Below are 24,846 nucleotides of genomic sequence, written 5' to 3' on the forward strand. Positions count from 1 at the left end.
CCCGCCGCCCTGACCGGAAGCGCCCGGTCAGGGCGGTTTCTTTTCCGAAGACGCCGCAGGGGCAGCCCGTTGACATTATCTGAATGACATGTCAGTCTGTGTGGCGGGAGGGTTGATCATGACACCGGACACACTCGTCGCCATCATCGGGGGCGGCCCTGGCGGCATCTGCGCCGCCGCACTACTCAAGAAGCGCGGGATCGAGGACTTCGTGATCCTCGAGCAGGCCCTGGATTTCGGGGGCAGCTGGCGCGACAACCACTATCCCGGGCTGGGGGTGGATGTCCCGGGCTTCACATATCAGTACTCGTTCGCACGGAATCCCAAGTGGTCGCGGATGTTCCCGAAAGGTCGCGAGGTCCTCGACTATCACCGGGGAGTGGCCCGCAGCCTCGGTCTCTACGACCACGCCCGGTGGGACACCAAGGTCCTCGCCGAGCGATGGGATGACGAGAACGGCTGGTGGGAACTACATCTCGGTAACGGCACGATCATGACCGCGCGGTTCGTCATCTCCGCGATCGGTGCCTACATCAAGGCCAAGGACGACCCCGGGATTCCCGGGCTGGACGACTTCGACGGAAAGATCCTCCGGCCCAACGCGTGGGACCATGACTACGACCTCGCCGGCAAGCGGATCGCGGTGATCGGGACGGGTGCGTCGTCGGTGCAGATCACCCCGTCGATCGCGCCCGAGGTGGCCGCGCTCGAGGTGTACCAGCGCACTCCCGTGTGGGCGCTGCCGAAACCTGATTTCGCGATCGGGCCGGTGCTGCGGACGATCTTCGGTCTACCCGGTGTCCAGTCGGTGCTGTCGGCCATCGCCAACATCGTCGTCGAGATCGGACTGCGCATTCTCTATCAGACGCCGCGGCCCCTGTTCCGCCTCGCTGCGCCGTGGTTCGACCGGACCGCCCGATTGTTCTACCGGTTCTACTTGCGTCGGGTCGTCGACGACGCACGGACGCGGCAGGCCCTCATGCCCGGATACGGTCTACTCGGCAAGCGACCGACACTGTCGAACGAGTTCCTGCAGGCATTCAACAGGGACAACGTCGCCCTCGTGACCGAGCGGATCGCGCGGATCGCACCGGACGGAATCCTCACCGGCGACGGCGTGCACCACCCGTGCGACGCGATCGTGCTCGCCACCGGCTACCACCTCTTCTCCGATCCCGAGAGTTACGTCGAGGGTGCGGTCGTCGGCCGCGACGGATTCGATCTCGGTCGGTTCTACAACACTGCGGGACTACAGGCGTACCAATCGGTTTCGGTTCCATTCCTGCCGAACCGGTGGATGCTCGTCGGGCCGTACTCCTGGATCGGCACCGGCTGGCACGAACTCGTCGAGATCACCTCCGGGCACGCGGTCAACGTCATCTCGGCTGCATTGCGCCAGGATGCTCAGGTCGTGGAGGTCACCGAGGACGCCCATCGCCGATACCGCGACATGATCGAACGCAACGGCGAGAACATCGATTACTACTTCAACACCGTCAACGCGGGCCTGCGGACCTACTACGTGAACTCCGCCGGCGACACGCCGTATATCCGGCCCACGAGCCTGTTCCGCGCGCGATCCGACAGCCGCGACGTGGACCTCGACGCCTATCGGTTCACCAAGGCGGGGTCCGTGGCGCACGCGCGGGTCTCCGACGACGAATCGTCCCCGACCTCGAAAGCGGTGATCTGAATGATGTTCCGTCCCTTTCCGACCAGCGGTGCCGTGGCACTCGTGACCGGAGGAGCGCGCGGCATCGGGTTCGCGGTGGCGCAACGTCTCTTCGACGCCGGGGCGCAGGTGGTGATCGCCGACCTCGACGGGGCGGACGCATATTCCGCCGCGCAGCGCCTGGGACCGCGGGCGACGGGCCTCGCCCTCGATGTCGGTGACCGGTCGGCGTTCGAGGATCTGGTGGAACTGGTCGAATCGACCATCGGGCCGGTCGACATCGTGGTGAACAACGCCGGGATCATGCCGGTCGGTCCCTTGCTCGCCGAGCAGACCAGTGTCGCGGAAGCGACGCTGCGCGTGAACTTCTGGGCCCACTACCATTCTTTCAAGATTCTGGCCCCGCGCATGATCGACCGTGGCCGAGGGCATTTCATCAACATCACCTCGGCGGCCGGCGCCATCCACTCGCCGGGACTGGCGACCTACGTCGCGAGCAAACACGCCGCGACCGGCTTCGCCCGCAGCGCACGCGAAGAGTTGAACGGGACCGGAGTGACGTTGACCGTCGTGATGCCGTCGGCGGTGAGAACCCAGCTCATCGACGGTATTCCGATGAAACGGTGGGAACAGTGGGGGATCGTCACGCCCGAATCGGTGGCCCGGCGTGCCCTCGAGAGTCTGGACCGACGCCCCCCGGTGGTCGGCGCACCGCGCGGCATCGTTCCCCTCCTGCGGCTTCAGCACGTCGTGCCCGAGCCGATCTGGCTTCTCGGGCGCCGGTTGACCGGCGCCGATCGCACTCTGGAACCCTACGACCGCGCGGCCCGGGCCGAGTATGACGACCGGATCGCCCGGCAAGTCGCCGGCTGAGGAAGGAACGATTCCCATGCCACGAGCACGGACCAGAAGGCACGAGCCGGAACCGTACTTCGACCACAAGGTCATCATCATCGGCGCCGGCTTCGGCGGGGTCGGGATGGCCATCGCGCTCAAACGGGCACGCATCGACGACTTCGTCATCCTGGAGCGATCCGAGGGGGTCGGTGGAACCTGGTATGCGAACACCTATCCGGACGTTGCGGTCGACGTTCCCGGAATCGTCTACCAGTTCTCCTTCGCCAAGAACCCCGACTGGACCAGGACCTTCCCGAAAGGGGCCGAGGTCCGCGCCTACATCGACGGCCTCGTCGAGCGCTACGGCCTCGACGACCACCTCCGGCTCGGGCACGACGTGGTCTGTCGCCAGTGGGACGAGGACGGACAGCGCTGGGAGGTGTCGCTGGCCGACGGCCGCACGCTGACCGCTCAGTACGTCGTCTCTGCGATCGGAGCCTTCGTGGAACCTCGCAGACCCGACATACCGGGACTCGACGACTTCGAGGGCACCATCATCCAATCCCAGCGGTGGGACCACGACTACGACTTCACCGGCAAGAGGGCCGCGGTGATCGGCACCGGGGCGACATCGGTACAGCTTGTCCCGAAACTGGCCGAACAGGCCGGACATCTCGAGGTGTTCCAGCGCCGGGCGATCTGGGTGTTCGCGAAACCCGACTTCCCGATCCCGCGCGTGGCGCGGTTCGCGTTCCGTCGATTGCCGTTCCTGCAGAGCGTGATCCGCGGGATCGTCGCGGTGCTCGTCGAGGTCGGCCTCGTCGGCATCACGGTGTATGGCAAACAGATCGCGCCCCTCACGCTCGTCCCGAACTGGGCATGCCGCTTGTTCCTCTTCACTCAGGTTCGTGACCGGGAACTACGGAAGAAGCTAACGCCCACCTATGGGTTCGGATGCAAGCGGCCGAGCGTGTCCAACGTCTACTACCGCACGTTCACCCGGGAGGACGTCGATCTCGTCACCGAACCCATCGAACGTGTCACGCCCGCCGGAATCCGAACCGCCGACGGAGTCGAGCACCCCATTGATGTGCTGGTGCTCGCCACCGGATTCGAGATGTCGCAGAGCCCGGAGCCATACCGGCGCCGGCCGCTGCGGGGGCGTGAGGGCTTCGATCTCGCCGACTTCTACGAGAACGACCGTGCCAAGGCATACGAGGGCGTCTGCATGCCGCAACTGCCCAACCACTTCATGGTCTTCGGGCCGTTCGCCTGGAGCGGCAGCAGTTGGCACGTGATGGTCGAGAACGCCATGCGGATCGTCACCACGGTGATCACCGAGGCCGACCGCAGGGGAGCGACGTCGGTGGCGGTCACCGAGGAGGCGAACGATCGGTTCTTCGAGTTCATCTCCGAGCGCGGCAAGCACACACTCATGCACGGCAAGGCTTGTCTGAACGCGAACTCTTACTACATCGACAAACACGGTGACTTCGGATTCCTCCGGCCCACCACGGCGTACCAATCCACGCGGGCGAGCAAGCGTATTCCGATGAGCGACTTCGAATTCCGGACCGTCGACCGGGTTCCTGCACGGCGTCGGCGGGGGCTCGCGCCAGTCGCCGCGTCCGACGGCGGCTGACGTCACGTTGCAGACAATCTCGAGCATGCACTCGAAAACCAAGCGGGGTGACATGTCAGTCGGCTAATATTGCACTACCCGGTGATGGTCCGGACGAGTTCGTTCGGACCCCGGGATGAGGGGGATCACGCGTACCCCACGGGGGAGCTTCAGGTGGGGTACGCGTGACCGTCTCCACGGTGTCGTGCCGACGCCGACATCCGGTCGGCGACCTCGGCGCCGCACTTCCACACGAGCCGAGGTCAAGTCGTGAGATTCAGCAGAACCAGAGGGGTGATCTACATGGTCGTCGCGATCGTCGTCGTCGCGATCGTCGCGGTGTGGGGGGGACTCGTGGGCCTCCTCGTGCTGCGGATCCTCGCGCGAGGGGAAAATGCCCACCATCGATCTCGGACCGCCGAGCTCTCGGCCCGGGACATCCCCGATTACTTCGACAGCACGGCACGGTTCGCGGTGACCGCGACGGCCCGCGTCCGGACCGCGCCGGAGGACGCTTTCATCGCCTTGGCCGACGGCCGGCACCTCGAGTCCATCCCGTTCGTGGCGGGGTCCACACCCATCCGGGCACGCGGCCAGGTCGGCCCCGTGCAGGTCGGGGAGGGCCGGCGCATCGACACGCTGGTCGCCGCGCTCGGCGAGCGCATCGTCCGTGCCGAGCCGGGCCGCATCCTGGTCCTCACCGGAACCGGGGTCTCCATCCCGATGGTCCTGGAGAGCTTTGGCGAGCGCTACACGATCGACGAGATCGGCGACGATCTGGTCGATGTCAGCTGGACGATCGCAGGCACACCGCGCTTCATCGGGTTCCTGCCGTTGCGGTGGGCCGCACCGTTCCTCCGGCCGTTCCTCGGCTTCTTCCTGCAGCGGGGCCTCACGCGGGGGTCGGTCGAGAAGGTGGCAGGATGAGCGCGCCACGCACAGCGGCCGACGCGGCGGCCGTCCCGGTGCCCGTCGGCGCCCCGGGGATGGTGCGCCGCCGGACTTTCGGTCCACCCGGCCTGCGCTCCCGGATGATCGCAGTGTTCATCCGGATCTTCGTGCGAACCGTGATCGTCGTGTGGTCCCGAGTTCCGCATCTGCCCTGGCCGTACCGGCTGCTCGACGATCTCGCCGCGCTGCTGCCGCCGCTACCGGGCGTTGCCCGTCGCCGCGTACGACTCGCGCACTGCGGGGCGGAGTACTCGACGCCGCGGACGGTGGCCGACCCGGACGGCGCCATCCTCTACATCCACGGTGGCGCCTTCATCCTCGGCGGCATCCGGACCCATCGTCGGCTGGTGTCACGACTTGTGCGCGAATCGCACATGACCGCGCTGGCGGTCGACTACCGTCGCGCACCGCGGTATTCGGTTGCCGAGGCACTCTCGGACTGTGTGGACGGGTACCGCTGGTTGCTGGACCTGGGCTACGCGCCCGACCGGATCGCCATCGTGGGGGATTCCGCCGGAGGCTATTTCGCCTTCCACGTCGCGGCGCGGGTTTCCGAACTCGGGCTCGGCACGCCGGGCGCAGTGGTCGGACAGTCGCCGTTGGTCGACGTCGGCGACGACCGGCCGCTCACCCCGGGCTCTGCTGACCCGTTGTTCACGCCCGACGCCGTGTCCGCGATGCTGCGGGTGACCCGACGGGCCGAGATACGCTCACGACGTCGGGTGGGCAAGACGAACAACGCACTGCCGCCGGTGGGTTCGGCGCATCAACTCGTGCTTGCCGGTTTTCCGCCCGCGCTGATCCAGGTGGGTTCGGGCGAGATACTCCACCATGACGCAGAGTTGATGGCAAACGCGCTGGCGGAGGCCGGTGTCGACGTGGAGCTCGAGGTGTGGGAGGGGCAGTTCCACGTCTTCCAGGCTGCCGCCGACCTGGTCCCGGAAGGCCGTCGGGCGATCGAGAACATCGCCGGCTTCCTGCACACCGCCCTCGGGATCGAGGAGAAGGCCAAATGGTGACGGCGCGGCCGGTGACCGCGATCCCGGGACGATGGGCGGCCCGCGGACGGCACCTCGCCGGCCGTGCGGTCGCGCGCGGCCTTGCCTCGCTGGCCACGTTCGGTCGCGCCGTTCAGATCGGAATGAGCGGCTTCGTGTACCTCGTGACCGACCTCGTCACGCTGCGGTTCCCGTGGCGCGACGCGGTTCGTCAGGCATGGTTGTTGGTCACGGTGACCGCGATCCCGGCGGTGCTGGTGTCGGTGCCGTTCGGCGTCATCGTCGCGGTCCAGGTCGGGAGTCTGACCCAGCAGGTCGGTGCCAGTTCGGTGTCCGGCGCCGCCGGCGGGCTCGGCGTCATCCAGCAGGGCGCGCCGATCGTGGTGGCCCTGCTCATCGGCGGCGCCGGTGGTGCTGCCATTGCCTCCGACCTCGGCGCCCGCAGCATGCGGGAGGAGATCGACGCGCTTCGCTCCATGGGGGTGGACCCGTTGCGGCGACTGGTGGCCCCGCGAATGGCCGCCATCATCGCGGTCGCACCTCTGCTGTGCATGCTGGTGATCTTCATGGGACTCACGACCGGATACGTCATCGCCGTGACATTCCAGGACATCACGCCCGGCTCGTACAGCTCGTCGTTCTCCGCATTCGCATCGACATCGGATCTGGCTGTGGCCGTGGCGAAATCGCTCATCTTCGGAGTCGTCGTGGTCGTCATCGCAGCACAGCGTGGTCTGGAGACCAGATACGGACCCAAGGCAGTCGCCGACTCGGTCAACGCCGCGGTGGTGCTCGGCGTAGTGGTCGCGTTCGGTATCAACCTCGTCATCACCCAGTTGGTCACGATGTTCCTTCCGCAGCGGGTGGGCTGATGGTCCCGGCACGCCACTATCCGCCGCACACGGCGCCACTGGTCCGAGCCGCCGGACAGGTCGTGGGTGCGCCGGTCCGCGCGTTTCAGATGGCCGGGCACCAGGCGACTTTCGTATCGCGGTCACTGGGCGCGATTCCCCATGCAGCGCTGCACTATCGGCGACACATCGCCGCATTGATCGGTGACATGACGCTGGGGTCGTCGGGGATCATCGTCGGCGGCGGGACCCTGGCGGTCCTCGCATTCCTCGGCGTTGCGGTCGGCGCGTCGATCGGCATCCAGGGGTATGCGCTGCTCGACATGGTCAACATGGGTCCCCTCACCGGTCTCGTCTCCGCTTATGCGAGTACGAGGGAGCTCGCACCGATGATCGCCGCGGTCGGCTTCGCCGCCCAGACGGGGTGCCGGATCACCGCGGAGATCGGGTCGATGCGGATCTCCGAGGAGGTCGATGCGTTGGAGGCCAATGGAATTCGTTCGATTCCGTTTGTGGTGTCCACCCGGATGGTGGCCGGCGCGATCACCATCGTCCCGCTCTACCTGATCGCGCTGATCCTCGGATACGTCTCGTGCGCGTTCGTCGTCATCGTCGTCCACGGCGAGTCCGACGGCGCGTACCAACACTACTTCGGCCAGTTCATCAGCGGCTCGGACATCGTCTACTCGGTGGTCAAGGCGGTGGTGTTCGTCGTCCTGATCATCCTCATCCACAGCTACTTCGGGTATTTCGCCTCAGGAGGCCCGGAGGGCGTCGGCGTGGCGTCGGGCCGCGCGATCCGCGCGAGCCTCGTGGTGATCGTCAGCGCGGACATGGTGCTGACGCTGATGTTCTGGGGCCTCACCAACACGATTGCGATCTCGGGATGAATCCACTCGGCGGCTGGGAGAGGTCACCTCGCGACCCGAGCGCGAGCGGCCTGTTCCTGCGCGGCGTGATGACCATCGCGGTGCTGTGCGCAGTGGCCGCGCTGCTCGGCACCCATGCGCAAGGCGGATTCGACGATCGCTTCGAACTCCTGCTGGAGGCAGACCAGGTCGGCGACGGGCTGATGGTGGGCGCGCCGGTCAAGCACCGCGGCTTCGTCATCGGTACCGTCGACGAGATCACCGCGCTCGCCGACGGAACCCAGCAGGTGCGCCTCTCGATCGACCCCGCGGAGGCATCCGGCCTGGGTTCCGATGTCGAACCGGGCTATTCGTCGGCGAACCTCTTCGGAACGACGGCGATCGAACTGGTCTCGAACGGGCCGGGAGGCGAGCCGCTGCGGAGCGGGCAGCGGTTGCGGATCACCGGCGATGCCACCGTCGGAACCGTCACCGGTGTGATGAACCGGACGACCACGCTGACCGACGCCTTCACCTCCTCGGAGATGCTGGCCGCGATCGACGGGCTGGCCGACAATGCGGGACCGATCGCCCGGACGGCGCGCGCCTACCTCACCCTCCTGGGTGACGCCCGCGAGGAACGCGCGATGAGCGTGCGTGATTTCCTGGGCGAGACCACCGACATCCTCGACGGCATCCGGGCGGTCCTCACACCGACCATCGGCGTGGTCAACACCACCATGGATGCGAGTCGGTTTCTGGAGACGGCGGCGGGGCAGAAGCGCACGATCGCCGCTGTGAGCGGCCTGTCGAGCCGCCTCGTGCTTCCCGTCGCCGAGATCCTCGCCGATCACCGCACGAGCCTCGGCACGATCATCGCGGTAGCACTCGACATCGGACTGCCGCTCGTGCTGTCCGTGGGGACGATCCCCGACGCCTACAACCGCATCGGCAACTTGCTCGCCGACACAGAATTCGCCTTCACCGGGGCGCCCGATCGTCCCCACCTCGAACTCGAGGTGCTGTTCGACGTCTTCCCACAGGGCATCGGTCCGGTCCTGCGTTCCAGCGGAGGAACCCAATGACCACCGAGATGCGTTCTCCCATCCTCCGTCTCACGGCGTTCGGCATCGTGGTGGCGCTGATGTCCTGGGGGATCGTGACCGCGATCTCGCGGCCGCTGCCGGGAGACAAGGCCACCTACCGGGCCGTGTTCTCGGATGTCTCCGGGCTCTTCTCCGGCGACCCCGTCCGCCAGGCCGGGGTTCTCGTCGGTGAGGTCCGCGACATCGCCATCGACCGGGGGAACGCAGTGGTGACCTTCGAGGTGCAGCGCGGACATCGCCCAGGACGATCGGCGAGAGCCGCCGTCCGATACCAGAACCTGATCGGCCAGCGCTATCTCGAGGTGGTCCCCGGACCGCACGAGGCCACCGAGTCGCGGCTCGACGACGGCGCGGTCATACCGCTGGAACGGACCATCCCGTCCTTCGACATCACCCGACTGTTCAACGGTGTGGGTCCGCTCCTCGCCTCGTTCGATCCCGCGGCCTTCAACGATTTCGCCGCGAACATCCTGACCGTGCTCGAAGGCGATGGACGAGGGTACGCCCCGGTGCTCGAGAGCCTGGACCGGCTCACCGCACTCGCCCGCGACCGGGAAGCCGTGATCCTCACGCTCATCGCGAATCTCGGTGCGGTGGCCGACGAGATCGGCGGCCGCTCGGCCCGGGTGGCCGGCCTCATCACCGTGCTCAACGGGGCGGTCACCAAGTTCACCGGCCGCATCGACGAGGTCGACCGCGCCTTGCACGACGCCGACCGCGCCCTGGTGCCCGCCACCGAACTGCTCGAGATGATGTCGGGCAGTTACGACTACAACTACGGACCGCTCGACGCATTCCTGCGTCGGGTACTCCCCGCCACCCCACAGATCGTCGAGGCGCTCGGCACGATCCCGACGCTGCTGTCGGCGATCAACTCAGCCGTCGGAACCCATCCGTCTGCGGGCCTGACGTGTAGCCGTGGACAACTCACCTCCACGGCGCTGCCCCGACTCCTGGTCGGAGGGAAGGAATTGCGAGTATGCCGATGACCGACCGCGCATCAGATCTCATCGCAGAGTTGATGGGCCGAGGTCCGATGCGGACCGCCGACCACGATCGTCGTGTCCAGGTCGGCATCGGCTGTGTCGGCATCGTCGTCGTGGTGGCGCTGCTCGCCGCCTCGGCGCTGCTCTACCTGGCGCCGCCCGGCCATCGCTCGGTAACCGTGCAGTTCGCCCACGCCAACGGCCTGCGCGCCGGCGATGACGTCCGGATCGCAGGCATCAGCGTCGGCAAGGTCGACACCGTCAGCCTCGACGGCGATCGGGTGCGAGTGGTACTGAACGTGAGATCCGACGTTCTCGTGGGAGATTCCTCCGGGGCCGCCATCAAGCTGCTCACTCCGGTCGGTGGGCGCTTCGTCCAGCTGACCACGGTCGGTGACACCGACATCGGCGACGGCATCATCCCGGTGACGCGGACGGAGACGACCTTCGACATGTCGTCGGTGATGGAGATCGCGACACCCCGCGTGGCCCAGCTCGACGGCGCGCTGCTGCGCGACACCCTCGATGAACTCGATGCCGCGCTCGCCGGCCGGCCACAGGCGATCCGCGAGGTGCTGCAGAACTCTTCGCGCCTCGCCTCGACCGTGGCGACCCGCGCCGACCAGTTGGCGACGGGACTGCGGGTCTCCGAGGAATACGTGCGCGCCACGACGAGGGACCGGCAGATCCTGCTGACCTTCGTGCGGAACTTCGGGACGATCGGGGTGAAGCTCGGGGTGCAGCGCGATCTCGTGGTTCGCGTGTTCAACAGGCTCAAGCGGGTCTTCGCCTTCCTCCACCGGCCGATTCTCGCCTACGCGCAGGCACTGGAGCAGCCCGTCGACGACGCCGTCGCGATCATGGACAAGCTCGCGGCGCGCCTGTCGTCCCTCGACGAGTCCATCGCGGCGATCCACGACTTCCTCGATGCAGCAAGGGGTTTCCTCGGCGAACAGGCCGCACAGACCGCGCGGTCACCGCAATCCGCGATCATCGTGTGCATCCCGAGCCCGGAGCGGGGGTGCTAGATGACGTCACCACACTCGCGCCGGAACATCGTCGTCGGGGTCCTCATCGTGTGCTGTGCCCTCGTCGCCGTGGGCGCAGTCGCCGCCAGGCCGCTCTTCGGGGTCGTCGCGGATCGGTTCTCCCACCGCACCGTCTGCGCCGAGTTCGACGACTCGATCGGCGTGTACACGGGCAATGCGGTGACCCTGATGGGTGTACCGGTCGGATCGGTCGACGAGATCACCTCTGTCGGTGGAGGCGTGCGCATCACCATGCAGGTCGATGACGACCTCCGTCTGCCCGCCGACGTGGGCGCGGTGGCCATCGACGGTTCGATCGTGACCGATCGTCGGATCGAGTTCACCAAGCCCTACACCGCTGGACCCGAATTCTCCGGCGACCATTGCATTCCCGAGTCCCGGACCAGGACGCCACTGGGCATCAGCAAGTCCTTCGACGCCACCAACGCGTTGATCTCGGCCGTTCTCGGCGTCGACGAACACGGGCAGGTGGATCGCGAACGGGCCGACGTGATCGGCGAACTCGTTCGCAAGGCCGACGCCGCGGTGTCGGGGACCGGCCCCGACGCGGCGGAACTGTTCGCGTCGCTCTCGCGTGCCCTACCCGATCCGGGGCGGATGGACGGCCAGATCCGTGGTCTCGTGGACAATCTCGATGTCCTCCTGCAGAGCTTCACCGAGCGGTTCCCCGAGTTCGAGCAGGCTGTGCGCAATCTGTCGATCACGGCGGACACGTTCGGGGGTTTCGCCCGGGAGTTCGCCGCGGCTATCGACCTCGCCGTGGACTTCTTGCCGGTCCTCGACCGGGTCCTGGACCGCCACGGCGACCGGCTGCTCGACGCCGCCGACCGGATCGTGCCGGCGGTGCACCTCTTCGCGGCGCGTGCCGGAGATGTGAAAGATGTTCTGGAGCAACTTCCTTCGGTGGGAAACAGTCTGCGTACCCTGTACGCGGACGACCTGCGGGCCGGTCGGATCCGTTATCACCCGCCGACCGTCCGTCTGTCCGCCGAATCGGTCGGTGAAGTGTGCCGCGCACTGCGGAATCCGCCGGGTTGCCCGCGTGCACCGAACCGTGGCGAGGTCGTGGATCTCGGCGTCGTGCAAATCGTTCTCGGTGCTGCGGGGTGGCGCTGATGAGTTCGCGTCCTGCACTGTTGCGTCGTGCCGCCGCGATACTGGTGATGTGCCTGCTCGCGAGCGCGTGCGGACCCACTCTCACCGACATCCCGCTCGGCGCCGGGGGGCGAACCGATGCGACCATCCGTATCCGTGCCGAGTTCGCCAGTGTGCTGAATCTGCCGGACCGCGCGCGGGTCCTGATGGACGGCGTCGAAACCGGCACCGTCGTGTCGACAGAACTCGCCGGTGACCGCGCGATCGCGGTGATCGACCTCGACCGCACGCGCCGAGTCCCTGTCGGTACCCGCGCGGAGCTGCGCCAGACCACGCTCCTCGGCGACATCTATGTCGCACTGGTCCCGCCGACCCATCCTGTCGGGGACGCGGTGCTGGTCGACGGGTCGATGATCCCGCTGGACCACACCGAACCCCCGATCAACGTCGAGACGATGCTGACGACCGTGGGCAACCTCGTGAACGGCGGGACGCTCACCCGGCTCCAGTCGGCCATCAGGGATGTCAACGGGGCCCTCGACGTCCCGTCCGCCGAGTTGCGGCGGATCGCCGCGGCCGGCGCCGCCGCGGTGACCGGCCTGGGTGAGAACACCGGGCCGATCCAGGCGATCCTCGAGCGCGCGGATCAGGTCGCGGCCACCGTCGCCGCACAACGGCACCGGATCGACGAGATCTTGACGCACGGCGAGACGCGGCTGGGCGGGTTGTCGAACACCCTGCTCAGCGTCGTGGACCTGATCATCGCGGTCGGAGGTCTGGGCCGTGGGGTGGCCGGTGTGCTGAATCCCGTCCACGAGGAGCTGACATCAATGCTGGCGACCGTCGACCCGTGGCTGGTCACCATCGCGAACGCCGACCGTTCGGTCGCGGAGAACGCTCATCGGGCAGCTGTTCTGGTCCGAGACCGCCTCGTCCCGTTCCTGCGCGGTGGATCGCTCGACATCGTGAGCGTCACCGACACCGGACGAGACGTCGAGCGCGCGCGCGACGTGACCGACATCCTGCGCGGACTGGGGTTGCTATGAGGCAGATGACCGGACGGCTCTCGATCGTCCTGCTGATCGCTCTCACCGTGCTGGGCGTGGGGTACCTCGCGGTCGGTGTGCTCCGGATGGACCCGATGCGTGAGCCGATCCGAATCGAAATGACGATCCCGGAGACCGGCGGCCTCATGGAATCCTCCCGGGTTCTTCTACGAGGGATCGAGGTCGGACGTATCGTCGACATCCGCACCCGGCGCGACCATGTCGAGGTGACCGCGGAATTGCGACCGGGCACCCGTGTGCCCGTCGACAGTCCCGTCGAGATCGCCAATCTCTCGGCGGTGGGGGAGCAGTACCTCGAGTTCCGGCCCGACTCCGATTCCGGGCCGTACCTGTCCGGCGGCGACCGTATCCCACCCGAACAGGTCCGGGTGAGCAGTACGGTCAGCGAGATGCTCACCCGCATGGGCACCTTGGCCGATCAGGTCGACCCCGAGCAGATGCGTCGCATCGCGGATGTGCTCGGAAACGCCTTCGGAGACCCCGCGGTCGCCGCGAACCTGCGCGAAGCGGGTCGGCTGATGGCACAGACCATCACCGAGAAACGTGACGCCCTGCGCCGGCTGTTCGTCAACGCGCAGCGACTCACCCGGTCGATGGGTCAGGCCGACATCGGCGCCGAGCTCGGCGATACCGCACCCCCGATGGCGTATCTCGAGCCTCAGATGGGCCACCTGATCACGTCCCTCGGCGCCTACAGCCGCGTTGCGGACACGACCTGGGACGAGACCATCGGACCCGTGGTCGACCGCATCGCCGGTTACTTCGACACCCTCGCACCCGATTTCGGATTCATCGCCACCGTGCTGCGACCGGCGACGCAGCACTTGCGGTCCTGGCGCGTCGACGCGGCCGCGATCACCGACCTCTGGCGCAGCGTGTTCCCGGGCAACGGCCGCGCTCGCGTGACCATCCGGGTGCCTGCCATCAGCGGCGAGGAGACCCCGAACCCACCACCGACCCGAGGAGGGCCACGATGACGACCATCGAGAAGGCGACTGCACAGGAGAACATCCCGGAGAAGACAGCCCCGGAGAAATCGGTCACGGGGGAATCGGCCCCGGATGGGACGACCGCAGCCAAGGCGTCCGTGGCCAACCATGACACCGACGAAGCCCACGACGCCGACGAAGCCCACGACGCCGACGAAGCCCACGACACCGACGAAGCCCACGACACCGACGAATCGGTCGTGGTGGTAGGTGAATCCGCCGATGACATCCACCCCGCGGAAGGCGATGCGACGACACCCCCGATCGGCCCGGTGGACAGGCGCGAACCCCGGCGTCTCCCACGCCCTCCGCTAGTCGGAGTCCTGTCCGTCCTCCTGCTCGTCGCGCTGACGGGCCTGGCCTGGGTCTCGATCTCGCTGCATTCGGTGAACCAGCGTGTCGCCGAGGATCAAGCGCACGAGCGGGCGCGACAGGCCGCGGCCGAGATCGCAGCCGAATACGCGACGCGATCGATGAACTTCAGCTACACCGACCCGGACGGTTTCGTGGCCGAGATGAAGAAGGGCATCACGCCCGAGTTCGCGAAGAAGTACGAGTCGGCCGTGGACCTCATCCGGGGCGTCATGCAGCAGGCGAAGCTCATCTCACGCGGAGACGTGCTGGCCACCCACCTCATCTCGTCCACCGGCGACCCGGGCACCGACGGCGCGACCTACCGGTTCGTCGTCGTCGGCAACCAGATCTCTCGGAGCGTGCAACGGCCCGAGGAGGCGCCGTCGCAGGTGGTCCTCGACGTCGCGGTCACCGAGCGCGACGACCGGCGGCTGATCTCCGACTTCGGGGTGCTGGACGATGCCGACGACACCGCGCCCGTTCCCACCGAGCCCCGATAGGCCGACCCATCGACCACTCACCTTCAGGAGCACCGTATGCATATCCGCAGTCGACGTCGCGTCGCCGATCAGATCGTCCGGGGACGCACGCCACGCCGCCCCGTCGTCATCCGAGCGCGATCCGCCGATTCGGCATCGGCCCGACTCGTGGGCATCGGCCTCGCGGGCTCGGGGCTCGCCCACTTCACCAGCCCGCGGCTGTTCGAGCCGATCACCCGGCCTGTCTTCCCACGGGGAACCCGCGCCTGGGTGTTCGCCAACGGCACCACCGAGACCGTCCTCGGACTGGCCATCGCAGGTCGCCGGACCCGAACCATCGGGGCAGCGGGAACCATCGCCTATGTGGCATTCTTGGCCGGGCACGCATTGGCCAGGGCGACGCCCCGCGTCCCCGAGGACAGCGAGAGGACGAATGACGACACCGGCGAATAGTTCGGCTCCGACGCAGAAGCGTGGACGGCCCCCGGTCGCGGGGCTGGCGGAGAAACGTCGCGGTGAGATCGTCGAGGCCGCGTACAAGGTCTTCACCGGCAAGGGGTACGAGGCGACGACGATCGCCGATGTCGCGCGCGAGGCCGGAATCGGCCAGGGCACCATCTACCGGTACATCGAGAGCAAGCGCGAACTGCTCGACCTCGTCTTCGACAACGCCATCGACCGGTTGTTCTCGACCGTCGATCCGGATTCGCTGTTCGATTCCGACCCGCAGTCGCTCGACGACATGGCGGCCAAGATCACGACGATCGGCCGGCGCCTGTACCGCCTCATCGACGAGGACCCGGCACTCATCCGCCTGATCGCCGTCCAGGCCAACGCCATCGACAAGGACCTGCGCGAACGCGTCGTGGGACTCGAGGCGATCCTGAATTCGCTGGTCGTCCGGGCGCTGGGAATCGCCGTCGACCGGGGCTGGGTCGAGGTTCCCGACGAACGCAGGCCGATTCTCGCGCGGCTGCTCACCAGCCTGACCATTCCCGGTGTGGTCGCTTCGGTGGAGGGCAAGACCGACCCCGCCCTCCGCGACCTGTTGGTCGGCACGGCGACCGACGTCGCCCGCCGCGGCATCGTGGCGAGGCAGGCCGGCCGGTGACCAGGGAACAGATGTCCACCGCGGCGACCCGCGGTGGCGACCGCACCCAGCAGCGTCGGACCGAGTTGCTCGACGCCTTCCTCGCTCTCTGCGTGGAACGCGGCTACCGGGAGATCGGCGTCGGCGATGTCGTCGCGCGTGCCGGGGTCAGCCACGGGACGTTCTACAACTATTTCGACAACAAGCGGGACGCGCTCGCCGCCCTGATGACGCGCGAGGTCAACGACATCGTCGCGGTGGTCGAACTGCACCGCACTCCCGCCGCAACCCTCGAGGAGTTCACCGACGAGCTCCGGAGCCTGGCCGCGCGCATCTTGGAATACGCAGTGCGGCGCCCCGCGGAGCTGGCTTTCCTCACCATGGAGGCCCCGGGCGTCGACGATGCCGCGCTGCAGGAGATGCTCTCGTACTACCACCGGATGAGTTCTCTCAGTGCGGATTACCTGCAAGAGGGAGTCGACGCCGGATACCTTCGCGGCGATATCGACGTAGAGGTCGTCGGAGAGATCGTGGTGTCCGGCCTGGTCGGTCTCCTCATCCCGGTGCTGTTGGAGCCGGACCAGGAGATCGACATCGAGGCGTCTGCATCCACCTTCGCCCGTTTCCTCCTCTACGGCGGGTGGCCGGCGGACGCCTGACGTGACCCTCGCTCACCTCACCACGTGATGCCCGGGACCGCGTTGGCGACGCGGCGCGAATACCGGCGCAGCGGTGATCGCGATGCCGCCCGATACATGGGACGGACCTTGGCGCCCAACGTGTGTCGGGTGCGATGCAGCACCTTGTGCGCCCGGCTGGGCTGCGGGGCGGCGGCGGTGTCCCGGTCGGCGGCCGGATCGAAGGTGATGTGGTAACCCAGGTTTCGGGCCTGTCGGTTGAGTCCCGGCGCCGCGAACCGCGCCAGCCGGGCCCAGGTGCCCAGCGGGGTGTCGATCAGGACCGGTCTCTCGATGATCGCCCGCAGCACGATCGCCGCCGCCTTGTCCGTCGACATCGCCCGGGCATTCTCGTAGGCACTCGTCGGCTCGATCATCGGCGTCCGGGTGAGCGGCATGCGGATCGTCGTGAATGTGATGTCGTCTGAACGCAGTTCGCTCGCCGCGACATCGGTGAAGGTCTCCAGGGCCGCCTTCGATGCCAGGTAGGCGCCGAACCTCGGCGCGTGTACACCGACCCCGATGCTGGACACGTTCACGACGTGTCCGCCGCCGTTTGCACGGAAGTGGTCGACGACCGCGTCGATCACGTTGAGCGCGCCGAAGTAGTTGACCTCCATCGTCCGCCGCAGATCCCGCGACCTCGCGAGGGAGAGCCGCGCCGACCGGCGGATCGAGACCCCGGCGTTGTTGACCACCACATCGATGCGGCCGTGCGCGTCGAGGATGTCGTCGACGACCTCGGTGACGGCTCCCGCATCGGTGATGTCGCAGGGATACGCGTACGCGCGACCCCGCCCGATACGGGTGTCGACGGGCTCGGTCCCGGCGATCTGGGTGCGGCGCAGTGACAGCGTCTCCACGTCGCGGGCGAGCATGAACACGGTGGCGCCGCGCGCGACGCACTCTCTTGCCGTGGCGGCGCCGATTCCCGACGACGCACCGGTGATCAGGATGTTGATTCCCTGCAGTCCTTGTCGGGGATCACGGCGATGCCGCGCCGGATCCAGGTGCCGCGCCCAGTAGTCCCAGAGCCGTGGACCGTACTCGGTGATCTCCGGGAGCTCGACACCGAGTCGGCCGAGTGTCGCGAAGGTCTCGCCGGTGGTGAAGTGGGCAGGCAGGGAGACGGTGTCGAGTACCGCGGGCGGGATGCCCTCGCGTCGCGCGATGCCGTCGCGCAGTGAGCGGAGTGGTTCGCGCCCGAGGATTTCCAGTGCGGTCCGGCCCACCGAGGGCGGCAGCGCGTCGACGGCGTGCGGTGCACACAGTGCCGGTGCCAGGGCGTTGTAGAAATCGGTGGTGTTGCGGTACTTCGGGTCGACGAGGTGGAAGACGCGGTTCTCTGCCTCCGGGTCGTAGGTGACCAGCGCCGTGAGCGCATCGACGACGAAGTCCACCGGCACGGCGTTGAGCTGGCCGAGATCGGGAAGGGGCAGCGGGACGCGTTGCGGCAGCTTCGAGGCCAGACGGAAATACTTGAACATGTAGTACGGGCCGTCGACCTTGTCCATCTCCCCGTTCCGGGAGTCGCCGAGCACGATCGCCGGTCGATAGACGCGCCACCGCAGACCGGGACGTGAACGCACCCGCTCCTCGGCCGCGAACTTGGTCTGGTGATACGGGGTCGGGAATCCCTGTCCCTTGTCGAAGTCGTGCTCGGTGAACCGGCCGCGGTGGTCCCCGGACACGGCGATGGATGAGACGTGGTGCATCAGCGCGCCGGTCGACTCGGCGATGTCGATCATCCGCTCGGTGCCGAGGACGTTGACCCGCAACTGTTCCTCGGCGCCGGCGTCCATGTCGTAGATCGCGCCGAGATGGACGACGTGTTCGACGGTGTCGGGCAGTGCCCCGTCGGACAGTCCGAGTCCGGGCTGTGCCAGGTCCGCGGCGACGGTGATCAGCCGGTCGCGGCCCGTCCACCCCGCGGTGCGGGTGGCGAACCGCGGAATCGAAGCCGGTCTCACCAGGGCGTAGACGCGGTGTTCGGGATCGGTTTCCAGCAGTTGCCGGACGAACCGGGAGCCGATGAATCCCGTTGCGCCGGAGACGATGAAGTCGGTCATGAGCCTGTTTCCCCCAAGAGACGAGCCGCGGCGGACCTGGTCGGTCGTCCAGGTTCGCGCCGAGTGCTCGCGAATTTACCGGACTGACATGTCAGATTCAATGGGGTCCGTGCGCCGGCCCGCGGGGCCGGCGTGGGTCGATAGGATCGCTCTCGACCGATAGGTGTGGCGTGGGAGGCATCGTGGCAGGCAGGCGGCGGCCCTATGCGCCTCGGGTTCCGGCGGCGCAACGCCGTGACCAGGTGCTGGACGCGGCGTTGTCGGTCCTCGTCGATTCCGGCCTGTCTGCGGTGACCATGGACGCGGTGGCCGCCCGGGCGGGCGTCACCAAACCGGTGGTTTACACGCACTTCGCCAACCGCGACGAGGTCCTCGAGTCCCTGCTGGACCGGGAGAAGCGTCGTGCGATGAACCAGCTCCGGCAGGTGATGGCCGAGGTCTCCGATGTGGGGACGCGGTTCGACCTCGCCGCCCTGTTCGACGGCTATCTCGGCGCGGTGCGTGAGGCGCCGGAGCGTTGGCGATGCATCTTGATCCACGTGCCCGGGCTGCCTCGACGGGTTCAGGATGTGCGGGATCGGGCTCGGCGTGCGGTGGTCGAGGGTGTCGCCGCCGCACTGGAGTCCATGCCCGGGCACGCCGGTGTCGACGTCGAGGTTCTCGCACACTTCGTCGTCTCGTCGTTCGAGGAAGCCGGTGTGCTGGTGCTGACCGATCCGGAGTCCTTCACCCCGGACCGCTTCGTCGGTGTGGTCCGAGAGCTCGCGGCGACGTTCGTGAAGCGGAACTGATCCGAGCTTCTGTTTTCCCTCAACGATTTTCGCGTCAGGTCTGGCGGTCGGCCGCCGCGTGGCCTAAATTACTACGTGAACGTAGTAATCAGACGGGGGGGGAATACAGATGGCGGACATGCAAGGGGTCGAGCGTGGTGGGGTCGCCGCACGGCCTGCAGATCACGGTTTCTTCGGACCCGGGTCGGTCACCTGGAAGGTGTGGTCGTACCCGACGTCGTTGACGGTGGGATTCCAACGGGCGGTCGTCATCGAAGAACTCGATCCGTTTCTGGTGGCGCCGGTCGACCACACCGCGAAGATCTTCACCAAACCGCGGCAGCGGTACGACAACACCCTGAAATACTTTGCGACGGTGGCGTTTGCCGACTCCGGGACCGCGGTTCGCGCAGCCGAGATGCTGACGAGGATCCACGCTCAGATCCACGGTCTGGAACCGGTGAGCGGTCGTCCGTACGACGCCAACGACCCGGCGCAGCAGTTGTGGATCCACCTCACCGCTTGGCACTCGATCCTCTATGCGTACGAGCGTTTCGGTCCGGGACGGCTCACCGGGGAGGAGGAATCGCGATATTGGGAGGAGTGCGCGATCGCCGCCGAGTTGCAGACGTGCGCGCCGTCGGCGGTGCCACGTACGCGGGAAGGGATTCGTCGGTACTTCGAGGCCATGCGTCCGCGTCTCGCCGCAAGCGAGGCCACGCAGTACGCGATGGAGCACCTGCTCGATGCCCATGTCATGTACCCGCGCATGTGGTTCTTCCTGCGGCCGGGTGGCTGGGTGATCAGCCGGGGGCTTCGTGCGGCGACGCTGGCGACGATGCCGCGGTGGCAACTCCGGCTTGCGGGAATCCGGCAGTCGCGACTCACCCGCGCGTTGATCGTTCCGGTCATGCGGTTGTCGTTCCACGTGGCCGCATTGAGCGTGACCGGTCAGCTGGCACTGCTGAAATGGATCTCGCCGGCGACCCACCCGGTGGTGGAACCGGTGCTCCGAGACGTTCCGCCGCACGAGCCGGTGACCCGGACACCGGGGGAAGCGTTCGCCGCCAACGGTGTTCGACGGCCGGGTGAGCTGCACGCCGAATTCGTCGCGCGGCGGACGATGCACCCGGTGCCCGATCTCCCGCCGTCGGCACCCATGGCGCAGCCCATTCCCCATCACGGCCGGAGGCCCGGCGGCGGTGCCGTTCCGACGAGCCTGAGGCGTCCCGGGCGCGGATCTACGCCTGCGGGGTCGGCCGTCGCGCTCGTCGACGAGGGCTCGCTGGATCGATAGGCGGATCTGCCGGATCGGCAGGTGCCGGCCTCTCCTCACCTGCCGATCCGGTGCTCGACGACATCAGACAATCCCATGCCCGATTCGCGAGGCAGGCCGCGAAGTCCGAAGCGGAACACCGCCTGCATCGGGCGCGTCAGGAACCGCAGCGTGACGTTGCCCAGGAATCGGACCCGGACGCCCATGGTCCATCGGAGCCGGGAACCGCCGCCCGCCCGCGGTTCGACGATGTACTCCTCGCACCACGTGCCGAAGAACGGCAGCGTTGCGTCCGTGGCGGTGTACACGAGACGCTCACCTGCTTCCCACACCAGAATCCGCTCGCGCTGGGCGTAGATGAGCCAATGGTGGATGTACATCTGGAAGTCGCGGACCGTGCCCGGCCCGATCGGGTCGCCGGGTGGATACCGGCACCCCCAGACCGTGGGCAACCACGACCACATCCGGTCGGAGGAGACGACCTTCCACAGTTCGCCGGTGTCGAGATCGGGGAAGTCGTAGACGACGTGAGTACGGAACGGTGCCTCGATGAGGAAGTCGGGAACCTCGTCGGCGGTGATCGGACGGGTCGCTGCGAAGCGGAAACGCGCGAGGGGTTGCATCACACCCGCACCTCGTCGTCGTTGTCGGTGTCGATGTCGTCCGTGTCTGTCCGGCCGGCGCCCACCAGCGCGTCGGCCGGAGCGGACGGTGCGGCGGGGCCGAGCGACGAGAAACGATAGTCGTGCCGATCGAAACCGACACTGCGACGCCGGGATTGGTAGATGGTCCACGGCCGCACGTACACGGCCTCACCGTGCGAGTTGACGAAGTAGGTGTTGGAACCCGCACAGTGCACGCCGAAATAGTGGGCCAGGTTTCGGCCCCGGTGGACCATGTCGTCATGGAAGGCGTCCTGCGCCGCCCGGGTGACCTCCACGCGTGTGCTGCCCCGCTGCTTGGCCTCGGCGAGCACGGCGGTGATGTGCCGGGTCGCGTTCTCGAGGATGTAGTGGAACGCCGTGCCGGTCCACGAGTATGGGCCGACGAGTATCCAGCGGTTGGGCAGGCCGGAGACCGCCGTGCTGTGATAGGCGCGCAGCCCGACCGTGTTGTAGTAGCGACCCAGGTCGAATCCGTTGTGCCCGACAACCGTTCCCTCTCGATAGGATTCGGGGTCGGAGAACATCTCGTAACCGGTTGCCAGGACCAGGAGGTCGATGGGCCGCCGCACCCCGTCCCGGGTGACCACGGCATCGGTTTCGATGCGTTCGATGGGTGTGGTGTGTAATTCGACATTCCTGCGGTTGAAGATCGACAGGTATCCCCCGCCCAGGGTGCCTCGCGTGCAACCGGCGCCGTACTTGGGCCGGAGTTTGTCCCGAACGCTCTTGTCCCGTACGCACAGCCACAACCAGAAGTCGTACAGGCGATGCGCGATACGGTCGAAGACGGTGGCGCCGGGTGCGAACAGGCTCGGGGGAGTGTAGATCAGGACCCGCAGGCCGAGCTCCAGGAAGAACAACACCGCCTCGTGGACCGCGCGAGCCAGCCCCGGCATCCCCAGTGCGCGTTGCATCCAGCGCGGTGTCCGGAAGTCCGGTTTGGGGAAGTACCACTGCGGTGTGCGCTGATAGATGTCGAGGTGTTCCACCTCCGACGCCAGCGCCGGCGCGATCTGGACCGCGCTCGAACCCACCCCGATCACCGCCGCCCGCTTGCCGCGAAAGTCGTAGTCGTGATCCCAGTCCGCGGGGATCATCACCTTGCCGCGGAAGTCCTCGAGTCCCGGGATGTCTGGTTTGTCCTTCGGGTTGATGTAGGCGCCGATCGCGCTCAGCAGGAACCTCGAGGTGATGACGTCGCCGGCCGCGGTGTGCAGCAGCCATCGGTGGTTCGCCTCGTCCCATTCCTCCTTCACGATCTCGGTGTTGAACAGGGTTTTCCGGTCGAGCCCGGCCTCTCTGGCGAGTCCGAGGTGGTACTCCTGGATCTGGTGCCCTTTGGCGAAGAAGTGATCCCAGTCGCCCTTCGGGGCGAACGAGAACTGGTAGGCGAGAAACGGGAGGTCGGCTCCCACGTTCGGGTAGGTGTTCGCGCGCCAGGTGCCGCCCATCTCGTCTGCGCGTTCGATGAGGACGATGTCGTCGATCCCCATCTGCTGCAACTTGATACCGGCGCAGATTCCTCCTGCCCCGGAACCGATGATCGCGACCTCGTAGTCGGGATCGGCATGGTGTGGCTGCGTCGTGGTCATCGGGTCCCCCTTGTGTGACGATGCCGCCGGCGACTGCGCTCCAGTCGGCAGACAAACGAACTCCAACAAGACTGACACATCATTCGAATAAATCAAGTTCCGATTCCGACTTGCTCGACGGTCGATCCGCGTAGGTTGAGGACATGGCTTCCGACCTCGTCACCACCGTCGATACGGGCCCACACCGCGTCTCTCGGCGAGTCGTCGTCGACGCGCCCGCCGCCGAGATCTTCGAGCTCATCGTCAACCCGCATCGGCATCCAGATCTCGACGGTTCGGGCACGGTCCGAAAGAAGCCGGTGAAGGGGCCCGAAAAGCTCACCGACGGGGCCAGATTCAGTGTCCGGATGAGGCAGTTCGGGGTGCCTTACACGATCACGTCCACGGCCACCGAAGTCCGGACCGACAGGGTCGTGGAGTGGAGGCACCCCATGGGGCATCGCTGGCGATGGGATCTCGAGGCGCTCTCGCCGACCACCACGCAGGTGACCGAGACCTTCGACTACTCGACGCTCGCCGTCCCCAAGGTGATGGAACTGCTCCGCTACGACGAGAAGAACGGTCAGGGGATCGAGGAGACGCTGCGGGCGCTGGCGCGCAGGTTTCAGGGCGCCTAGTCGCGGGCAAGGTCGACGGGGTGCAGAGTTCTCCCGCCGCCAGGTCGGCGGACGACCCCGGTGGGGGGCCGGTCGTCGTGCTCGGGATCGTGGCCGCGCCCGGACAGCCGATCGGCCTGGCGCGCAAGCTCCTCGACGCCGACCTCGCCGCTCACGTGCAGTCGTTGTTCCCCGGTGCCCGCTGGGTCGTCGAAATCGTCGAATCGGCGCTCGTGCGGCCGCCCGCGACCGATGCCGAGATCGTGGACGCCGCGAGAAGTCTTCTCCTCGAACGCGAATGGGATCTGATCGTCTGTTTCACCGATCTGCCGCTGCACGTCGGGAAACGGCCCGTGGTGGCGCACGCGAACACGGTTCACGGGGTCGCGGTGGTCTCGGTGCCGGCGCTCGGTCCCGCCGGCCTCCGTCAGCGTGCGCGTGAGACCCTCACCGGTTTGCTTGGGCAGCTTCTCGGCGCGAACCCCGACGACATGCGGGAGCACCGCCGGTCGCCGTCGAGATCGCCGCTGCGACACCGGGTACGCCAACTCGGGACCGACACCGACGACGAGGGCATCGCCTTCACCGCGCGGGTGCTGACCGGGAACCTCCGGCTGCTCACCGGGATGGTCCGCGCCAACCGGCCGTGGCGCCTCGCGCTCGGCCTCACCAAGGCGCTCACGGGTGCGATCGCGGCCGGCGTGTTCGCGCTCGTGACCGCCGACATCTGGTTGCTCGCGGACACCTTCGGGTGGGTGCGGCTCGCGGGTGTCGCCGTCGGCTCGATCGTTGCCATCACCACGACCCTGATCGTCGGCGCCGACCTCTGGGAACGCGCCTCCACCCCGCAGGCCCGTGAGCAGGTTGTCATGTTCAACCTCGTCACCGTCATCACCGTCGTGCTGGGTGTGGCGGCCTTCTACCTCGCGCTGTTCGTCCTCGCGGCCGTCGGAGCGGCGTGCCTGGTGGTGCCGCAGGTGTTCGGCGGCGCACTCGGCCACACCCCCGGAGTCCTCGACTACCTGGAGGTCGCGTGGCTGACCTGCTCGCTGGCCACCGTCGGCGGAGCGCTCGGCGCAGGACTCGAGTCCGACGCCGCGGTCCGTGCCGCCGCCTACACCCAGCGGGCCGCCGAGTCGGTCTGATCGAGCGGTCCGTGACCGTGCGTCATCGTCGTCGACTTACGAACGTCAGACCTGCGTCATCGT

Annotated in this window: 24 protein-coding genes; 21 read left to right on the forward strand and 3 right to left on the reverse strand. The window is 67.3% G+C overall.

What is annotated here, in order from left to right; all coding sequences use genetic code 11:
- The first annotated feature begins 118 nt into the window (after positions 1-118).
- The 17 genes from ABFT43_RS17660 to ABFT43_RS17740 all read left to right on the forward strand — a co-directional run bounded on the left by ABFT43_RS17660 (position 119) and on the right by ABFT43_RS17740 (position 16,652).
- Positions 119-1,693: a flavin-containing monooxygenase gene (locus tag ABFT43_RS17660; RefSeq protein WP_347961609.1), complete on the forward strand. Its 1,575-nt coding sequence runs from the start codon at positions 119-121 to the stop codon at positions 1,691-1,693.
- Positions 1,694-2,545 (forward strand): SDR family NAD(P)-dependent oxidoreductase, encoded by an 852-nt coding sequence (locus ABFT43_RS17665; protein ID WP_347961610.1) that lies wholly within the window; start codon positions 1,694-1,696, stop codon positions 2,543-2,545.
- A 16-nt stretch (positions 2,546-2,561) separates the two neighbouring features.
- On the forward strand, positions 2,562-4,151 hold the full coding sequence (locus tag ABFT43_RS17670) for a flavin-containing monooxygenase (protein ID WP_347961611.1): 1,590 nt from the start codon (positions 2,562-2,564) through the stop codon (positions 4,149-4,151).
- Positions 4,152-4,400: 249 nt separating this feature from the next.
- Positions 4,401-5,057 carry an SRPBCC family protein gene (locus ABFT43_RS17675; protein WP_347961612.1) on the forward strand — a complete coding sequence of 219 codons (657 nt, stop codon included), beginning with the start codon at positions 4,401-4,403 and terminating at the stop codon, positions 5,055-5,057.
- Complete coding sequence (locus ABFT43_RS17680; RefSeq protein ID WP_131734208.1) at positions 5,054-6,100, forward strand: alpha/beta hydrolase; 1,047 nt, start codon at positions 5,054-5,056, stop codon at positions 6,098-6,100. The genes ABFT43_RS17675 and ABFT43_RS17680 overlap by 4 nt, the downstream gene beginning before the upstream one ends.
- A complete protein-coding gene (locus tag ABFT43_RS17685; protein WP_347961613.1) occupies positions 6,094-6,951 on the forward strand; it encodes an MlaE family ABC transporter permease in 858 nt (285 codons plus the stop codon). Before ABFT43_RS17680 ends, ABFT43_RS17685 begins: the two co-directional genes overlap by 7 nt.
- On the forward strand, positions 6,951-7,820 hold the full coding sequence (locus ABFT43_RS17690) for an ABC transporter permease (RefSeq protein WP_131734206.1): 870 nt from the start codon (positions 6,951-6,953) through the stop codon (positions 7,818-7,820). The genes ABFT43_RS17685 and ABFT43_RS17690 overlap by 1 nt, the downstream gene beginning before the upstream one ends.
- Complete coding sequence (locus tag ABFT43_RS17695) at positions 7,817-8,863, forward strand: MlaD family protein (protein ID WP_347961614.1); 1,047 nt, start codon at positions 7,817-7,819, stop codon at positions 8,861-8,863. Before ABFT43_RS17690 ends, ABFT43_RS17695 begins: the two co-directional genes overlap by 4 nt.
- The gene (locus ABFT43_RS17700; RefSeq protein WP_347961615.1) at positions 8,860-9,873 is read left to right on the forward strand and encodes an MlaD family protein; all 1,014 of its coding nucleotides are present in this window, start codon (positions 8,860-8,862) and stop codon (positions 9,871-9,873) included. The genes ABFT43_RS17695 and ABFT43_RS17700 overlap by 4 nt, the downstream gene beginning before the upstream one ends.
- Positions 9,864-10,898, forward strand: coding sequence for an MlaD family protein (locus ABFT43_RS17705; protein ID WP_131734203.1), 1,035 nt, complete (start codon positions 9,864-9,866; stop codon positions 10,896-10,898). The genes ABFT43_RS17700 and ABFT43_RS17705 overlap by 10 nt, the downstream gene beginning before the upstream one ends.
- Complete coding sequence (locus ABFT43_RS17710; RefSeq protein ID WP_131734202.1) at positions 10,899-12,035, forward strand: MCE family protein; 1,137 nt, start codon at positions 10,899-10,901, stop codon at positions 12,033-12,035.
- Entirely contained in the window at positions 12,035-13,060 is a 1,026-nt protein-coding gene (locus tag ABFT43_RS17715) for an MlaD family protein (RefSeq protein WP_347961616.1), read from the forward strand. Before ABFT43_RS17710 ends, ABFT43_RS17715 begins: the two co-directional genes overlap by 1 nt.
- Positions 13,061-13,065: 5 nt before the next feature.
- Positions 13,066-14,058, forward strand: a complete 993-nt coding sequence (locus ABFT43_RS17720; protein ID WP_347961617.1) for an MlaD family protein — start codon at positions 13,066-13,068, stop codon at positions 14,056-14,058.
- Complete coding sequence (locus ABFT43_RS17725; RefSeq protein WP_347961618.1) at positions 14,055-14,924, forward strand: hypothetical protein; 870 nt, start codon at positions 14,055-14,057, stop codon at positions 14,922-14,924. Before ABFT43_RS17720 ends, ABFT43_RS17725 begins: the two co-directional genes overlap by 4 nt.
- Before the next feature lie 36 nt (positions 14,925-14,960).
- Positions 14,961-15,356 carry a hypothetical protein gene (locus ABFT43_RS17730; protein ID WP_181954826.1) on the forward strand — a complete coding sequence of 132 codons (396 nt, stop codon included), beginning with the start codon at positions 14,961-14,963 and terminating at the stop codon, positions 15,354-15,356.
- On the forward strand, positions 15,337-16,014 hold the full coding sequence (locus ABFT43_RS17735) for a TetR/AcrR family transcriptional regulator (protein WP_347961619.1): 678 nt from the start codon (positions 15,337-15,339) through the stop codon (positions 16,012-16,014). The genes ABFT43_RS17730 and ABFT43_RS17735 overlap by 20 nt, the downstream gene beginning before the upstream one ends.
- Positions 16,011-16,652 (forward strand): TetR/AcrR family transcriptional regulator, encoded by a 642-nt coding sequence (locus tag ABFT43_RS17740; RefSeq protein ID WP_347961620.1) that lies wholly within the window; start codon positions 16,011-16,013, stop codon positions 16,650-16,652. The genes ABFT43_RS17735 and ABFT43_RS17740 overlap by 4 nt, the downstream gene beginning before the upstream one ends.
- 17 nt (positions 16,653-16,669) lie before the next feature.
- On the opposite strand, the gene ABFT43_RS17745 is transcribed toward ABFT43_RS17740, so the two are convergent.
- Entirely contained in the window at positions 16,670-18,739 is a 2,070-nt protein-coding gene (locus ABFT43_RS17745; RefSeq protein ID WP_347961621.1) for an SDR family oxidoreductase, read from the reverse strand.
- Between the two features lie 182 nt (positions 18,740-18,921).
- On the opposite strand from ABFT43_RS17745, the gene ABFT43_RS17750 reads away from it, so the two are divergent.
- On the forward strand, positions 18,922-19,530 hold the full coding sequence (locus ABFT43_RS17750; protein ID WP_347961622.1) for a TetR/AcrR family transcriptional regulator: 609 nt from the start codon (positions 18,922-18,924) through the stop codon (positions 19,528-19,530).
- Between the two features lie 109 nt (positions 19,531-19,639).
- Positions 19,640-20,806: an oxygenase MpaB family protein gene (locus ABFT43_RS17755; RefSeq protein ID WP_347961623.1), complete on the forward strand. Its 1,167-nt coding sequence runs from the start codon at positions 19,640-19,642 to the stop codon at positions 20,804-20,806.
- Between the two features lie 35 nt (positions 20,807-20,841).
- On the opposite strand, the gene ABFT43_RS17760 is transcribed toward ABFT43_RS17755, so the two are convergent.
- Both ABFT43_RS17760 and ABFT43_RS17765 read right to left on the reverse strand, forming a co-directional pair.
- Complete coding sequence (locus tag ABFT43_RS17760; RefSeq protein ID WP_347961669.1) at positions 20,842-21,408, reverse strand: SRPBCC family protein; 567 nt, start codon at positions 21,406-21,408, stop codon at positions 20,842-20,844.
- Positions 21,408-23,042 (reverse strand): flavin-containing monooxygenase, encoded by a 1,635-nt coding sequence (locus tag ABFT43_RS17765; protein ID WP_347961624.1) that lies wholly within the window; start codon positions 23,040-23,042, stop codon positions 21,408-21,410. The genes ABFT43_RS17760 and ABFT43_RS17765 overlap by 1 nt, the downstream gene beginning before the upstream one ends.
- A 143-nt stretch (positions 23,043-23,185) precedes the next feature.
- Between ABFT43_RS17765 and ABFT43_RS17770 the strand changes: the two genes are divergently transcribed.
- Complete coding sequence (locus tag ABFT43_RS17770) at positions 23,186-23,659, forward strand: SRPBCC family protein (protein ID WP_347961625.1); 474 nt, start codon at positions 23,186-23,188, stop codon at positions 23,657-23,659.
- A 20-nt stretch (positions 23,660-23,679) separates the two neighbouring features.
- Positions 23,680-24,783: a hypothetical protein gene (locus ABFT43_RS17775; RefSeq protein ID WP_347961626.1), complete on the forward strand. Its 1,104-nt coding sequence runs from the start codon at positions 23,680-23,682 to the stop codon at positions 24,781-24,783.
- The last annotated feature ends 63 nt before the right edge of the window (positions 24,784-24,846 follow it).

The organism is Gordonia aurantiaca (genome assembly GCF_039939235.1).
Taxonomy (GTDB): Bacteria; Actinomycetota; Actinomycetes; order Mycobacteriales; family Mycobacteriaceae; genus Gordonia.

Excerpts from the sequence above, each read along its gene's own strand:
- ABFT43_RS17660 (WP_347961609.1), top strand. The coding sequence starts at position 119 with ATGACACCGGACACACTCGTCGCCATCATCGGGGGCGGCCCTGGCGGC.
- ABFT43_RS17665 (WP_347961610.1), top strand. The coding sequence starts at position 1,694 with ATGATGTTCCGTCCCTTTCCGACCAGCGGTGCCGTGGCACTCGTGACC.
- ABFT43_RS17670 (WP_347961611.1), top strand. The coding sequence starts at position 2,562 with ATGCCACGAGCACGGACCAGAAGGCACGAGCCGGAACCGTACTTCGAC.
- ABFT43_RS17680 (WP_131734208.1), top strand. The coding sequence starts at position 5,054 with ATGAGCGCGCCACGCACAGCGGCCGACGCGGCGGCCGTCCCGGTGCCC.
- ABFT43_RS17685 (WP_347961613.1), top strand. The coding sequence starts at position 6,094 with ATGGTGACGGCGCGGCCGGTGACCGCGATCCCGGGACGATGGGCGGCC.
- ABFT43_RS17690 (WP_131734206.1), top strand. The coding sequence starts at position 6,951 with ATGGTCCCGGCACGCCACTATCCGCCGCACACGGCGCCACTGGTCCGA.
- ABFT43_RS17695 (WP_347961614.1), top strand. The coding sequence starts at position 7,817 with ATGAATCCACTCGGCGGCTGGGAGAGGTCACCTCGCGACCCGAGCGCG.
- ABFT43_RS17700 (WP_347961615.1), top strand. The coding sequence starts at position 8,860 with ATGACCACCGAGATGCGTTCTCCCATCCTCCGTCTCACGGCGTTCGGC.
- ABFT43_RS17705 (WP_131734203.1), top strand. The coding sequence starts at position 9,864 with ATGCCGATGACCGACCGCGCATCAGATCTCATCGCAGAGTTGATGGGC.
- ABFT43_RS17710 (WP_131734202.1), top strand. The coding sequence starts at position 10,899 with ATGACGTCACCACACTCGCGCCGGAACATCGTCGTCGGGGTCCTCATC.
- ABFT43_RS17715 (WP_347961616.1), top strand. The coding sequence starts at position 12,035 with ATGAGTTCGCGTCCTGCACTGTTGCGTCGTGCCGCCGCGATACTGGTG.
- ABFT43_RS17720 (WP_347961617.1), top strand. The coding sequence starts at position 13,066 with ATGACCGGACGGCTCTCGATCGTCCTGCTGATCGCTCTCACCGTGCTG.
- ABFT43_RS17725 (WP_347961618.1), top strand. The coding sequence starts at position 14,055 with ATGACGACCATCGAGAAGGCGACTGCACAGGAGAACATCCCGGAGAAG.
- ABFT43_RS17730 (WP_181954826.1), top strand. The coding sequence starts at position 14,961 with ATGCATATCCGCAGTCGACGTCGCGTCGCCGATCAGATCGTCCGGGGA.
- ABFT43_RS17735 (WP_347961619.1), top strand. The coding sequence starts at position 15,337 with ATGACGACACCGGCGAATAGTTCGGCTCCGACGCAGAAGCGTGGACGG.
- ABFT43_RS17745 (WP_347961621.1), bottom strand. The coding sequence starts at position 18,739 with ATGACCGACTTCATCGTCTCCGGCGCAACGGGATTCATCGGCTCCCGG.
- ABFT43_RS17755 (WP_347961623.1), top strand. The coding sequence starts at position 19,640 with ATGGCGGACATGCAAGGGGTCGAGCGTGGTGGGGTCGCCGCACGGCCT.
- ABFT43_RS17760 (WP_347961669.1), bottom strand. The coding sequence starts at position 21,408 with ATGCAACCCCTCGCGCGTTTCCGCTTCGCAGCGACCCGTCCGATCACC.
- ABFT43_RS17765 (WP_347961624.1), bottom strand. The coding sequence starts at position 23,042 with ATGACCACGACGCAGCCACACCATGCCGATCCCGACTACGAGGTCGCG.
- ABFT43_RS17770 (WP_347961625.1), top strand. The coding sequence starts at position 23,186 with ATGGCTTCCGACCTCGTCACCACCGTCGATACGGGCCCACACCGCGTC.